The organism is Blastococcus sp. CCUG 61487 (assembly GCF_005222955.1).
GTDB lineage: Bacteria > Actinomycetota > Actinomycetes > Mycobacteriales > Geodermatophilaceae > Blastococcus.
In genome coordinates this window covers 1-12721 of the sequence record NZ_LWUA01000039.1, presented here as the reverse complement: position 1 = coordinate 12721, position 12721 = coordinate 1, and the positions used below count along the sequence as shown (strand labels likewise).

At 73.3% G+C, this 12721-nt stretch carries 13 protein-coding genes; 2 read left to right on the top strand and 11 right to left on the bottom strand.

Going from position 1 to position 12721, the window contains the following annotated elements:
* Window positions 1-195 (bottom strand): GntR family transcriptional regulator (locus A6V29_RS03700; RefSeq protein WP_249932986.1); only part of this gene is annotated, 195 nt, incomplete at its 3' end.
* A 109-nt stretch (window positions 196-304) separates the two neighbouring features.
* Here A6V29_RS03700 and A6V29_RS03695 point away from each other — a divergent pair.
* On the top strand, window positions 305-973 hold the full coding sequence (locus A6V29_RS03695; protein WP_137159040.1) for a pyridoxamine 5'-phosphate oxidase family protein: 669 nt from the start codon (window positions 305-307) through the stop codon (window positions 971-973).
* On the opposite strand, the gene A6V29_RS03690 is transcribed toward A6V29_RS03695, so the two are convergent.
* From A6V29_RS03690 to A6V29_RS03645, 10 genes are all read right to left on the bottom strand, one after another.
* Window positions 957-2105 carry a PQQ-dependent sugar dehydrogenase gene (locus tag A6V29_RS03690; RefSeq protein ID WP_137159039.1) on the bottom strand — a complete coding sequence of 383 codons (1149 nt, stop codon included), beginning with the start codon at window positions 2103-2105 and terminating at the stop codon, window positions 957-959. The two genes, A6V29_RS03695 and A6V29_RS03690, sit on opposite strands and share 17 nt — an antisense overlap.
* 12 nt (window positions 2106-2117) lie before the next feature.
* Window positions 2118-3173, bottom strand: coding sequence for a polyprenyl synthetase family protein (locus A6V29_RS03685; RefSeq protein WP_137159038.1), 1056 nt, complete (start codon window positions 3171-3173; stop codon window positions 2118-2120).
* Complete coding sequence (nuoN, locus tag A6V29_RS03680) at window positions 3173-4714, bottom strand: NADH-quinone oxidoreductase subunit NuoN (protein WP_137159037.1); 1542 nt, start codon at window positions 4712-4714, stop codon at window positions 3173-3175. Before nuoN ends, A6V29_RS03685 begins: the two co-directional genes overlap by 1 nt.
* Window positions 4711-6348 carry an NADH-quinone oxidoreductase subunit M gene (locus A6V29_RS03675; RefSeq protein WP_137159036.1) on the bottom strand — a complete coding sequence of 546 codons (1638 nt, stop codon included), beginning with the start codon at window positions 6346-6348 and terminating at the stop codon, window positions 4711-4713. The genes nuoN and A6V29_RS03675 overlap by 4 nt, the downstream gene beginning before the upstream one ends.
* An 84-nt stretch (window positions 6349-6432) precedes the next feature.
* A complete protein-coding gene (gene nuoL / locus A6V29_RS03670) occupies window positions 6433-8337 on the bottom strand; it encodes an NADH-quinone oxidoreductase subunit L (RefSeq protein ID WP_212718972.1) in 1905 nt (634 codons plus the stop codon).
* A gap of 16 nt (window positions 8338-8353) precedes the next feature.
* Entirely contained in the window at window positions 8354-8653 is a 300-nt protein-coding gene (gene nuoK / locus A6V29_RS03665) for an NADH-quinone oxidoreductase subunit NuoK (RefSeq protein ID WP_137159035.1), read from the bottom strand.
* Window positions 8650-9483, bottom strand: coding sequence for an NADH-quinone oxidoreductase subunit J (locus A6V29_RS03660; protein ID WP_137159034.1), 834 nt, complete (start codon window positions 9481-9483; stop codon window positions 8650-8652). The genes nuoK and A6V29_RS03660 overlap by 4 nt, the downstream gene beginning before the upstream one ends.
* Window positions 9480-10082: an NADH-quinone oxidoreductase subunit NuoI gene (gene nuoI / locus A6V29_RS03655; protein WP_137159033.1), complete on the bottom strand. Its 603-nt coding sequence runs from the start codon at window positions 10080-10082 to the stop codon at window positions 9480-9482. Before nuoI ends, A6V29_RS03660 begins: the two co-directional genes overlap by 4 nt.
* Window positions 10075-11547, bottom strand: coding sequence for an NADH-quinone oxidoreductase subunit NuoH (nuoH, locus tag A6V29_RS03650; protein ID WP_170977675.1), 1473 nt, complete (start codon window positions 11545-11547; stop codon window positions 10075-10077). The genes nuoI and nuoH overlap by 8 nt, the downstream gene beginning before the upstream one ends.
* Window positions 11544-12278 carry a molybdopterin dinucleotide binding domain-containing protein gene (locus tag A6V29_RS03645; RefSeq protein ID WP_349642933.1) on the bottom strand — a complete coding sequence of 245 codons (735 nt, stop codon included), beginning with the start codon at window positions 12276-12278 and terminating at the stop codon, window positions 11544-11546. Before A6V29_RS03645 ends, nuoH begins: the two co-directional genes overlap by 4 nt.
* Between A6V29_RS03645 and A6V29_RS22050 the strand changes: the two genes are divergently transcribed.
* The coding region (locus A6V29_RS22050; protein ID WP_349642934.1) for a hypothetical protein at window positions 12162-12721 on the top strand (560 nt) is incomplete at its 3' end. The genes A6V29_RS03645 and A6V29_RS22050 overlap by 117 nt on opposite strands.

Here is a 12721-nt window from a genome sequence, read left to right as displayed (position 1 = left end):
CCCGGCCGCCCACCCCTCGGCGAGGAGCTGGTCGTAGGCGGCGGCGGTCACCGTGCGGCTGATCCGGAGGGAGGCGGCCAGCTCGCGGGTCGAGGGCAGCCGGTCGCCAGGGCGCAGCGTGCCGGCCGCGGCGGCGGCGCGCAGGCCGTCGGCGAGCTGGACGGAGAGCGGGACCCGCGCGCTCCGATCGAGCACGAGGGGCGGGATTCCGGTCAGCGCAGCTCCTCGACGTCGGCAGGTGGCCTGGCGCAACGGTGGCCAATTGGCCGTTCCAGGATGCCACTGGGTATCCGACCATGGCCGCATGACCGCCGCAGCACCGCTCTCCCCCACCGCCCGCAGCACCATCCGGCGGGGCGCCAGGCGCGCCCGCACCGACCGTGCGGAGCTCCACGCGGTGCTGGACGCCGGCCTCGTCGGCCACCTCGCGGTCGTGCTCGACGGGGCGCCGGTCGTGCTGCCCACCGGGTACGGCCGGCGCGGCGAGACCCTCTACCTGCACGGTTCCACCGGCGCGGCGACGCTGCGGGCGGCGGCCGGAGCGCCGATCTGCTTCACCGTGACCCACCTCGACGGCGTCGTCTACGCCCGGTCGGCCTTCCACCACTCGATGAACTACCGGTGCGCCGTCGTCCACGGGACGGCGCGGCCGGTGACCGACGCCGCGGAGCGGGAGCTGGCCCTCGAGGCCCTCACCGAGCAGCTGGCGCCGGGGTCGTGGACCGCCACCCGGCGCCCCGACCGCAAGGAGCTGGCCGCCACCGCGGTGCTCGCGCTGGACCTGACCGAGGCGAGCCTCAAGGTGCGCACCGGGCCACCCGGTGACGACGAGGACGACCTGGCGCTGCCGGTGTGGGCCGGTGTCCTGCCGCTGCGCACCGTCGTCGGCGAGCCCGAGCCGTGCCCGCTCCTGCCGCCGGACACCGAGGTCCCCGCGCGGGTGGCCGGACGGCGGCTCAGCGCCGGGCGGTGATCCGCAGGACCCTGTCGTCGGCCCCGTTGTCCGTGGTCGCGTAGAGGGCACCGTCGACGCCCTGGCGCAGCGAGCGGATGCGGCCGTGGGACCCGTCGAGCTCGGGCACCCGGAACTCCTCGACCACCGCACCGGCGTCGTCGAGCCGCAGCGCGAGGACCCCCTGGGCCTTGAGCAGCCCGATCAGCAGCAGGCCGTCGTAGCCACCCCACTGCGGACCGTCCAGGAAGGTGGCCCCGCTGGTGGCCAGCGTGGGCTCCCCCGACGACCACACCGCGGGGACGGCGCCGGGGATGCCCGGGTCGGTCATGGGCACGCTCTCGTCGTAGCGCCCCTCGCCGTCGGGATCCCAGCCGTAGTTGGCGCCCTCGCGCAGCAGGTTGACCTCGTCGTCGCGGTCCGGCCCGTGCTCGACCGCGTACACCTGCCCGGTGCCGGGGCGCACCGCCAGGCCCTGCACGTTGCGGTGACCCAAGGTCCAGATCCGCGCCTCACCGGTGCCGGCGTCGACGCGCAGCACCTTGCCGCCCAGCGAACCCGTGTCCTGCGGAACGCCGCCGTCGGCGGTGTCCCCGGTGCCGACGAGCAGCGCGCCGTCGGGGGCGAACTCCAGGCGGCACCCGCCGTGCCGCCCGCTGACCTCGTTCAGCGGCAGGCCGCCGACCAGCGGATCGGCGACCCGGGTCAGCGTCGACCAGTCCGGCGCGACCGTCCACGTCACGACCTGGATCGCGCCGGACACGTCCCCCTGGCAGCTGTGGAGGCGCCGGTCGGCGTCGAACGCGGGGCCGAACGCCAGCCCCATGAGGCCGGTCTCGCCGTCCACGAACAGGTCGTCGAGGTCGGCGGTCACCTCACGTCTCGACCCGTCGGGGAGGACGGCGGTGAAGCCGCCGGCGCGCTCGTCGACGAGCAACGTCCCGTCGGGCGCCTGGACGACGTCCCACGCGTTCTCCAGCCCGTCGACGACCACGGCGACGTCGAGGGGCGGCGCGGCGGCCGATGAACCGGTCGACGGCGGCGGCCCTGCCCGGGCCGGCGGATCGCCCGCGGCGTCACCGGCGCTGCCCGTGCACCCGGCCAGCAGCAGCACAGCGGCCCCCGCGACGAGCCTGCGCGCCGTGGCGGTCAAGGGGTCCTCCGCTCAGCTGGTGCGGGTCACCACGTAGTCGCACAGCGACGAGAGCGCCTCGCGGACCTCGCCCTCGGGCACTGCGGCCAGCCGTGCCCGGGCTCGCTCGGCGTAGTCGCCCAGCACCTGCGTGGCCCGCTCCAGCGACCTGGACGAGCGCAGCATCTCCAGCGCCTCGGCGTGCTCGCCCTCGTCGGTCACGGGCCGGGCGACCAGCTCGCGCAGCCGCGCCTCGGCCGGGTCGTCTCCCGCCAGCGCGAACAGGGCCGGCAGGGTGGGGATGCCCTCGCGGAGATCGGTGCCGGGCGACTTCCCGGAGATGTCGGCGGCCCCCAGGATGTCGATGAGGTCGTCGGAGAGCTGGAAGGCGACGCCCACCTCCTCGCCGAACGCGGTGAGCTCCTCGACCAGGCCCGCGTCCACGCCGGCGAACGAGGCGCCGAAGCGGGCCGAGGTGGCGACCAGCGAGCCGGTCTTGTCCGCCAGGACCTCGAGGTGGTGGGCGATCGGGTCGTCCCCGGGCTGGGGGCCGACGGTCTCCCGGATCTGGCCGGTGACCAGGCGCTCGAAGGTGCGGGCCTGGATCCGGACCGCCTCCGGGCCGAGGTCGGCGAGCAGGTCGGAGGCGCGGGCGAAGAGCAGGTCGCCGGTGAGGATGGCGATGCTGTTGTTCCAGCGGCTGTTCGCGCTGGGGGCGCCCCGGCGCACGGCCGCCTCGTCCATCACGTCGTCGTGGTACAGCGTCGCGAGGTGGGTGAGCTCGCAGACCACGGCCGCCGAGGTCACCTCGGGGCGCTCCGGGTCGCCGAGCTGGGCAGCGAGCAGCGCGAGCATCGGACGGAAGCGCTTGCCTCCTGCCGCCACGAGGTGGCCTGCGGCCTCCCGCACGAACGGGTGCTCGCTGCCGACCGCCGCGGTCAGCGCGGACTCGACCCGGACCAGCCCCTCGCCGAGCGCGTCGCCGAGGGGACCACCGGGCAGCCAGGAGCCGATGCTGGAGGCCGGCAGGGCGCTGCGGTGCCAGACCTCGGTGGGAGTGCCCTCGACAGCGGCACGGGCTCCGGTCATCAAACGACGAATGTAGCCGCCCGTTCGGCCAGATCGAGCACCGCCCCGGGCAGGATGCCGAGCAGCAGCGTGGCGCTGGCGGTGACCGCCAGGACCAGCGTCGTGGGCAGGCCCGGGACGCCCACCGTGGGACCGTCGGCGGCGGGCGGCGAGAAGTACATGAGCACGATCACCCGCAGGTAGAAGAACGCCGCCACCGCGCTCGCGAGGACCGCCACCACGACCAGCGGCCACGCGCCCTGCTCGATCGCGGCCCGGAAGACCGCGAACTTCCCGGTGAACCCGGCGGTGAGCGGGATGCCGGCCAGGGCGAGCAGGAACAGGGCCATGACCGCGGCGGTCAGCGGGGAGCGCGAGGCCAGGCCCGCCCACTGCGACAGGTGCCCGGCCTCGCCGTCGCCGTCGCGCACCAGGGTGAGGACGGCGAAGGCACCGAGCGTGGTCAGCCCGTAGGTGAGCAGGTAGAACATCGTCGCCGCCAGCCCCGACCCGGTGCCACCGGCGCCGAGCCCCAGCACGCCGGTGAGGAGGAACCCGGCGTGCGCGATCGAGGAGTAGGCGAGCATCCGCTTGAGGTCGGTCTGGGTGAGCCCGAGGACGGCGCCGACGACCATGGACACGATGGCCACGCCGTAGATCAGCGGCCGCCAGGTCCACTCCTCCGCGCCGAAGCCGACGTAGAGCAGCCGCAGGATCGCGCCGAACGCGGCGACCTTGGTGCAGGCGCCCATGAACGCGGTGACGGGCGTCGGGGCGCCCTGGTAGACGTCCGGCGTCCACGCGTGGAACGGGGCGACGCTGGCCTTGAAGAGCAACCCGACCACCAGCAGGGCGAGGCCCAGGACCAGCAGCAGGTCACCGCTCGTCCCGGCCTGCACCGACTCGCGGATCCCGCGGAGCGAGACGGTGCCGGTCGCGCCGTAGACGAGCGCCAGGCCGTAGAGGAAGAAGGCCGAGGCGAAGGCGCCCAGCAGGAAGTACTTGACCGCCGCCTCCTGGGACAGCAGCCGGCGGCGCCGGGCCATCCCGCTGAGCAGGTAGAGCGGGAAGCTGAGCACTTCGAGGGCGAGGAACATGACGAGCAGGTCGTTCGCCGTGACGAACAGCATCATGCCGCCGATGGCGAAGGTGGCCAGCGGGTAGACCTCGGTCTGGACCCGCGTCGTCGTCGCCAGCTCGCGGTCCTGCGGGCTGCCCACGGGGACCGCCGCGGAGGCGACGAACGCCGGCCGCGCCGGGTCCAGCGCACGCTCGGCGAACAGCAGCAGACCCAGGGCGCCCAGGCCCGCGATGGTGGCCTGCAGGAACAGGCCCGCGCCGTCCACGGCCAGCGCGCCCTCGGCGGTCACCTCCCGGCGCCCGGCGAGCAGCAGCGTGCTGACGAAGGCCCCGAGGGTGCCGGCGAGCCCGACGGCGACCTGGACGGCGTGCTTGCGCTCCCGGGGCACGAACGCCTCGACCAGCACTCCGACGCAGGCCGCGCCGAAGATGAACAGCAGCGGAGCGAGCGCCGCTGGGGAGAGGTCGGGGGCCTCGATCATCGGGTCGCTCCGAGGTCGTCCAGGGTGGCAATGACGGCGGGTTCGATGAGGTCGAGGAGGGGCTGCGGGTACACGCCGAGCGCGATGATCAGCACGACCAGCGGGGCGACCACCAGGACCTCGCGGCGGGTCAGGTCCAGCGAGCGGCGCACGGTCGCCGCCGGCGCGGGGGCCGTCAGGACGGCGGTCCCGCCCCCGGCGGGCTCGCCGGCTGCACCCGCGGCACCGGTGGCACCGGCATCGAGGCCCTCCGGCGGCGGCGCGAGGACGCCGCGGGGCGGACCGTGCATCGTGCGCTGGTACATGAGCAGGACGTAGAGCGCGGCCAGGATGATGCCGAGCGTCGCGAGGATCGTGAACACCGGCCGCTCCGGGAACGACCCGATGAGCACGAGGAACTCGCTGACGAAGCTGTTGGTGCCGGGCAGGGCCAGCGTGGCCAGGCCGGCCAGCAGGAAGACGCCCGCGAGCTTCGGCGCCTGCGCCGCCATGCCGCCGTAGTCGCCGATGAGGCGGGACCCGCCCCGGGCGATGATCATGCCGACGACGATGAACAGCAGCCCGGTCGCGATGCCGTGGTTGACCATGTACAGCACCGCACCGGTACCGGCCTCGGTGGTGAACGCGAAGATCCCCAGCGCGATGAAGCCGAAGTGCGAGATCGACGTGTAGGACACCAGCCGCTTCATGTCGTTCTGGCCCATCGCCAGCAGCGCGGCGTAGAGGACACCGACCACGGCAAGGCCGATGATCCACGGGGCGAAGTCGCGCGAGGCGTCCGGGAACAGCGGCAGGCAGTACCGCAGGAAGCCGAACGTGCCCACCTTGTCCAGGACGCCGACCAGCAGCACCGAGCCGCCGATCGGGGCCTCGGCACCGGCGTCGGGCAGCCAGGTGTGCAGCGGCACGAGCGGGGCCTTGATCGCGAAGGCGACGAAGAAGCCGAGGAACAGCAGCTTCTGCACGCCCGGGTCGATCTCCAGCTGGCGCAGGGCGTCGAAGGCGAAGGTGCCCTCGCCCAGCTCGCTGTTGCTCACCACGTACAGGCCGATGACGGCGGCGAGCATGACCAGCCCGCCGACCAGGCTGTAGAGGAAGAACTTCACCGCCGCGTACTGCCGTCGCGGCCCGCCGTAGCTGCCGATCAGGAAGTACATCGGGACCAGCATGGCCTCGAAGAAGACGTAGAACAGGAAGATGTCGGTGGCGACGAAGACGCCGACCATCATCGCCTCGAGCAGCAGGATCCAGGCGAAGAAGTGCCGCATCGACCGGCCCTCGAGGGCGCCGCGCGCCGCCTCGGTGCCGGGCGCGCCCTCGTCCCAGGAGGCCCCGATGACCAGCGGCACCAGGACGCCGATGAGCAGGAGCATCACCAGCGCGATCCCGTCGACGCCGAGCGCGAAGGACACCCCGAAGGACTCGATCCAGACCCACGAGTTCGTCAGCTGGAACCTGTCGCCGCCGGCGTCGAACGCGACCGTCGCCAGGACGGCGAGCACGAGCACGACGAGGCTCACGGCCAGGGACAGCTGCTTGGCCAGCAGCTCGCGCCCGCGGGGCAGCGCGGCGACGACGGCCGCACCGACCGCGGGCACCGCGATCATGAGCAGCAGGAACGGGAAATCACTCATGGCTCGCCTCGCAGGCTCGGCTCGGCGCAGACACGTCCGGGACCTCTCCGTTCGTCAGGGGACGGCGCACTGCTCGCTGTCCGCTCATCCCGCCGTCACCGCCAGCAGGGCACCGGCCACGACCACGGCGCCGCCGAGCATGCCGAGCGCGTAGGTGCGCACGAAGCCGGTCTGCGTCCGGCCCAGCCGCGACGACGATCCGCCCAGGCCGGCGGCCAGGCCGTTGACCGCGCCGTCGACACCGCGGTTGTCCACCCACACGAGCGCGCGGGTCAGCCACTGGCCGGGGCGCATCACCAGCGACTCGTTGATGGCGTCGGCGTAGAGCGCGTTGCGGGCGGCGCGGGTGACCGGCGAGACCCGCACCGGGGCCTGGACCGGCACCTCGCGGCGGCCGACGAACAGCCACGCCGCGAGCACCCCGAGCAGCATGACCGTCGTGGCCACCAGGGCCACGGTGAGCGGGGCGACGACGTGGTCCACCTCCGGCTCGGGGCCGAGCGCCGGCTCGAACCACTCGCCCAGCGACAGCACCTTCACCAGCACGAAGCCCGAGGCGACCGAGCCGACGGCGAGCACCACCATGGGGACCGTCATGACCGACGGCGCCTCGTGCGGGTGGACGCCGTCCTTCCACCGCGGCCGGCCGAAGAACGTCATCAGCATCAGCCGGGTCATGTAGAAGGCCGTGAGTCCCGCGCCCAGGATCGCGACCCCGCCGAGCACCCAGCCCCAGACGTCGTCCCGGTCGAGGGTGGCCTCGATGATCGCGTCCTTCGTGTAGAAGCCCGACAGGAACGGGAATCCGATGAGCGCCAGGTAGCCGAGGCCGAAGGTGGCGAAGGTGACCGGCAGCTTCCGCCAGAGCCCGCCGTAGCGGCGCATGTCGACCTCGTCGTCCATCGCGTGCATCACCGAGCCGGCGCCCAGGAACAGGCCGGCCTTGAAGAAGCCGTGCGCCAGCAGGTGAGCGAGGGCCGCCACGTAGCCCGCCGGGCCGAGGCCGACGGCGAGGAACATGTAGCCGATCTGGCTCACCGTCGAGTAGGCCAGCACCTTCTTGATGTCGTCGAAGGCGCAGCCGGCGATCGCGCCGATCAGCAGCGTGAGCGCCCCGACGGCGAGGACGACGGCCCGCGCCGTCGGCGTCAGGTCGTAGATCGGGGCGGACCGGGCGATCAGGTACACCCCGGCGGTGACCATGGTCGCCGCGTGGATGAGCGCCGACACCGGGGTGGGGCCCTCCATCGCGTCGGGCAGCCACGCCTGCAGCGGGAACTGGCCCGACTTGCCGCACGCGCCGAGGAGCAGGAGCAGCCCGATCGCGGTGACCGTCCCACCGGCCAGCGTGCCGATCCCGCCGAAGACGCCCTCGTAGGACGTCGTCCCGAGCTGGGCGAACATGATGAAGATCGCCAGGGCCAGGCCGACGTCGCCGACCCGGTTCATGATGAACGCCTTCTTGGCCGCCGTGGCGGCCGCCGGGCGGGTGTACCAGAAGGCGATGAGCAGGTAGGACGCGAGGCCCACGCCCTCCCAGCCGACGTAGAGCGCCACGAAGCTGTTGCCGAGGACGAGCAGCAGCATCGCCGCGACGAACAGGTTCAGGTAGGCGAAGAAGCGGCGACGGCCGGGGTCGTGCGCCATGTAGCCGATCGAGTAGACGTGGATCAGCGAGCCGACGCCGGTGATCAGCAGGGCGAAGGTGAGCGAGAGCGGGTCGAGCAGCAGCCCGGCCCGCACGTCGAGCTCACCGCTGGCGATGAAGGTGAACAGGTCGACGTCGGCCGACCGCACCTCCAGGCCGGCCAGCTGGACCGTGCTGAGCACCGCGAGGACGAACGCGGTCACGACCGTCGCCGTCCCCAGCAGGTGACCCCAGCGGTCGGTGCGCCGGCCGCCCAGCAGCAGCACCGCGGCGCCGGCCAGCGGCAGCGCGATGAGCAACCACGACCAGCTCAGCAAACCCTCGGCGGGCAGCGTCTCCATGAGTCCCCGGTCCCCGTCAGTACTTCAGCAGGTTGGCGTCGTCGACCGAGGCGGACCTGCGGGTCCGGTAGATCGACATGATGATGGCGAGCCCCACCACGACCTCGGCGGCGGCGACGACCATCACGAACAGCGCGATGATCTGGCCGTCCACGGTGCCGGTGGACCGGGCGAAGGTGATCAGCGTCAGGTTGACCGAGTTGAGCATCAGCTCGACGCACATGAACACGACGATGGCGTTGCGGCGCACCAGGACGCCGACCGCGCCGATCGAGAACAGGATCGCCGCGAGCACCAGGTAGTAGCTGAGCGTCATCGGTCCCGGCCTCCCGGAGCGTCGTCGAAGCCGGGGTCGATCCGGCCCGGCTCGAGGGTCCCGAGCGCGGCGTCGGGCGAGCCCAGCTGCTCCCGACCCGTGGGCCGTGGCATCTGCTCGACCTCCTGCGGCTCGATCCCGGTCGCGAAGCTGTCCTCGGTGACCCGGCCGTCGGGCAGCAGCGCCGGAGCGGCGACCGAGGTGGCCCGGGCGTAGACGCCGGGGCCGGGCAGGGTCTGCGGCCGGTCGGTGAGGAACCGGGCGCGAGAGAGCTCCTTCTGGCTCCGGCGGGCGCCCGGGGTGCGCTCGACCTGGGTGTAGATCAGCGCCCCGACCGCCGCCACGATGAGCAGCGCCCCGGTGACCTCGAAGGCGAGCAGGTAGCGGGTGTAGAGGAGTTCGGCGATCGCGACCACGTTGCCGTTGCCGCCGGCGTCGTCCAGCCCGGTCACGACCAGGTCCTCGGTCGCGCGGGCGATGCCGGCGCCGACCAGCGCGGCGAAGCCGACGCCGAGCACGGCGGCCCCGATCCGCTGACCGCGCAGGGTCTCGACGACGGAGTCCGACGAGTCGCGGCCGACGAGCATCAGCACGAACAGGAAGAGGATCATGATCGCGCCGGTGTAGACGATGATCTGCATCGCGCCCAGGAACGGTGCGGACTGGATGACGTAGAAGACGCCCAGCGAGAGCATCGTCGTGACCAGCCAGAGCGCCGAGTGCACGGCGTTGCGGCTGAACACCATGCCGAGGGCCCCGGCCAGCGAGAGGGGCCCGAGGATCCAGAAGGCGACGGTCTCGCCCGTGCCGATGACGACGTCGGGACTCATGCCTGCTCCGCCGTCACCGGCTCGGCCGGCGAGGAGCCCGGCACGCGCAGGTAGTAGTCCTTCTCGTCGTCGCCCAGGCGCATGGGGTGCGGCGGCTGCTCCATGCCCGGCAGCAGCGGTGCCATCAGCTGGTCCTTGGTGTAGATCAGGCTCGCGCGGTCGTCGTCGGCCAGCTCGAAGTCGTTGCTCATCGTCAGCGAGCGAGTCGGGCAGGCCTCCACGCAGAGCCCGCAGAAGATGCAGCGCAGGTAGTTGATCTGGTAGACCGCGCCGTACCGCTCACCCGGGGAGTAGCGGGCCTCCTCGGTGTTGTCCCCGCCCTCGACGTAGATGGCGTCGGCGGGGCACGCCCAGGCGCACAGCTCGCAGCCGATGCACTTCTCGAGCCCGTCGGGGTGCCGGTTGAGCACGTGCCGGCCGTGGTAGCGCGGCTTGGTCACCTTCGGCTCGAAGGGGTACTGCTCGGTCGTGACCTTGCGGAAGATCTGCGCGAAGGTCACCCCGAAGCCCTGCAGCGGCGCCGGGATCAGGCTGTCGCGGGCCGGCCGGCGCGCACCGCCGGTCGACCGCTCGATCTCCGTGCCTGGGCGCTCAGACATCGCCGTCCTCCTCCTCGACCGGCGCGGGACCGCGCCGCCCGGTGCTCACGACCGGCGCCCCGTCGGGGGCGACCGGCTGGCGGCGCAGCCGGGGCGACGGCGGCACCTTCAGGTCCATCGGTGGGATGGGGAAGCCACCCTCGGCCCGGGTGGGGCCACCGGTGGGCCGGCGCTGCGCACCGGCCGGCGGCAGCACCTCGGGTTCGTCCGAGATCGCGTGCACGCCACCGGCGGCGGCGTGCTCGGCGGCGACCCGCGTCTCGCGGTTGGCGGCCCGCCCGCTCAGCCACATCGCCAGCAGCACCACCAGGGCGATCGGCACGCCGACGAACAGCGCGACCTGCCCGGTGGAGAGGTCGGCCTCGCGGGAGACCGTGCGCATGGTGGCGACGACGAGGATCCAGACCAGCGCGACCGGGACGAGCACCTTCCAACCGAAGCGCATGAACTGGTCGTAGCGCAGCCGGGGCAGGGTGCCGCGCAGCCAGATGAAGACGAACAGCGCGGCGACGACCTTGAGGAAGAACCACAGCATCGGCCACCAGCCGCTGTTGGCGCCCTCCCAGAGGGACAGCGGCCACGGGGCGCGCCAGCCGCCGAGGAACAGCGTCGCGGCCAGGGCGGAGACGGTGACCATGTTGATGTACTCGGCCAGGAAGAACAGGGCGAACTTCAGCGACGAGTACTCGGTGTGGAACCCGCCGACCAGCTCGCTCTCTGCCTCGGGGAGGTCGAAGGGCGCCCGGTTGGTCTCACCGACGACGGCGATCGCGTAGATCACGAAGGAGACCGGGAGGAGGATCGCGTACCAGCTCGGCCCGGTGAACTCCCAGCCGAAGAAGCTCACCTGGTTGCCGTCGGCCTGCGCGGCGACGATCTCCGAGGTGGACATCGTGCCGGCGTAGAGGAACACCGCCACGATGGACAGGCCCATCGCGACCTCGTAGCTGATCATCTGGGCCGCGCTGCGCATGGCCCCGAGCAGCGGGTAGGTCGAGCCGGACGCCCAGCCGCCGAGCACGATGCCGTAGATGCCCATCGCCGAGCACGCCAGGACGACGAGCACGCCGATCGGGGCGTCGGTGAGCTGCAGCGGCGTCTGCTCGCCGAAGATGCTCACGGTCGGCCCCATCGGGATCACCGAGAACGCGACGAACGCCGGCACGGTGGCGATCACCGGGGCCAGGAAGTAGACCGGCTTGTCCGCCAGCGCCGGCATGATGTCTTCCTTGAACGCCAGCTTCAGCCCGTCGGCGAGGCTCTGCAGGTAGCCGCGGGGGCCGACCCGGTTGGGGCCGACCCGCTGCTGCATCCGGGCGACGACCTTGCGCTCGAAGACGATGGCGAACAGCGTCATCAGCACCAGGATCACGAAGACCCCGACGACCTTGATGAGCACGATCCACCAGACGTCGTTGCCGAAGTCCTCGAGGGTGGGCTGCTCGGGGCTGGCCAGGAAGCTCACGCCGCACCTGCCGGGGTGGTCGGGGCGGCGCTGACCGCCAGGCGGACGACGCCACCGGGGCCGGCGCCCAGCTGCCCGCGCACCTCGCTGCCCGGGGAGCGCATCGGCAGCCAGACCACGTGGTCGGGCATCGGGGTGATGCACAGCGGCAGGCTCACCGAGCCGGCCGGTCCGGTCACCGTGACCAGGTCGCCGTCGACGGCGCCGAGCCGCTCGGCGGCCTCGGCGCCCAGCCGGAGCACCGCCGGGCGGGCGGTGCCGGAGAGCTCGGGCTCGTCCCGCTGCAGGGTGCCGACGTCGAGCAGCTGCCGCCAGGAGGCCAGCACCGCCTCGTCGGACCGCAGCGACGGCGCCGGGGCGGGGGCCACGTCCGGGGCGGCACCCGCGCCGGCCGAGCGGCGGATGCCCAGTGCGGCGAGCTCCGCGCGGGCGATCTCCGGCGTCGGCAGCCGCAGGTCGACGTCCATGGCGTCGGCGATGCCGTGCAGCACCTGGCCGTCGGTCAGCCGGCCGGTGTCGTGCAGCGTGCCGTCGAAGGACCGGACCCGCCCCTCCCAGTCGAGGTAGCTGCCGGCCTTCTCCGCCGCGGCGGCCACGGGCAGCACGACGTCGGCGTGCTCGGTGACCGCGGTGGGGAACATCTCCAGGCTGACCACGAACCGGGCCTCCGCCAGCGCCGCCTCGGCGAGCGCGGGGTCGGGCAGGTCACCGGTGTCGACGCCGCCGACCAGCAGCCCCGCGAGCCGCTGCTCGCGGACCGCGGTGAGGATGCCGGTGGTGTCCAGGCCCGGGGCCGCCGGGACGGCCGCGGGGTCGAGCGCCCAGCGGGCGGCGACGTCGGCGCGCGCGGCGGCGTCGTCGACGGTCCGGCCACCCGGCAGGAGCGTCGGCAGGGCGCCGGCCTCGACGGCGCCGCGCTCCCCCGCACGGCGGGGGGACCCCAGGCCACGCGGGCGCCGGTGGCACGGGCCAGCTCGAGCACGGCGGTGAGCGCGCCCGGCACCTCGGCCAGCCGCTCGCCGACGAGGACGACGGCACCGGGCAGGCGGATCGCCTCGACGGCCGGACCGCCCCAGCTGCCCTCGGCCAGCGCCCGCAGCGAGCGGGCCTCCGCGCCGGGCGGGGTGGTGAGCACCGTCGCGCGCAGCTTCTGCGCGGCGCGGGTGGCGAACGG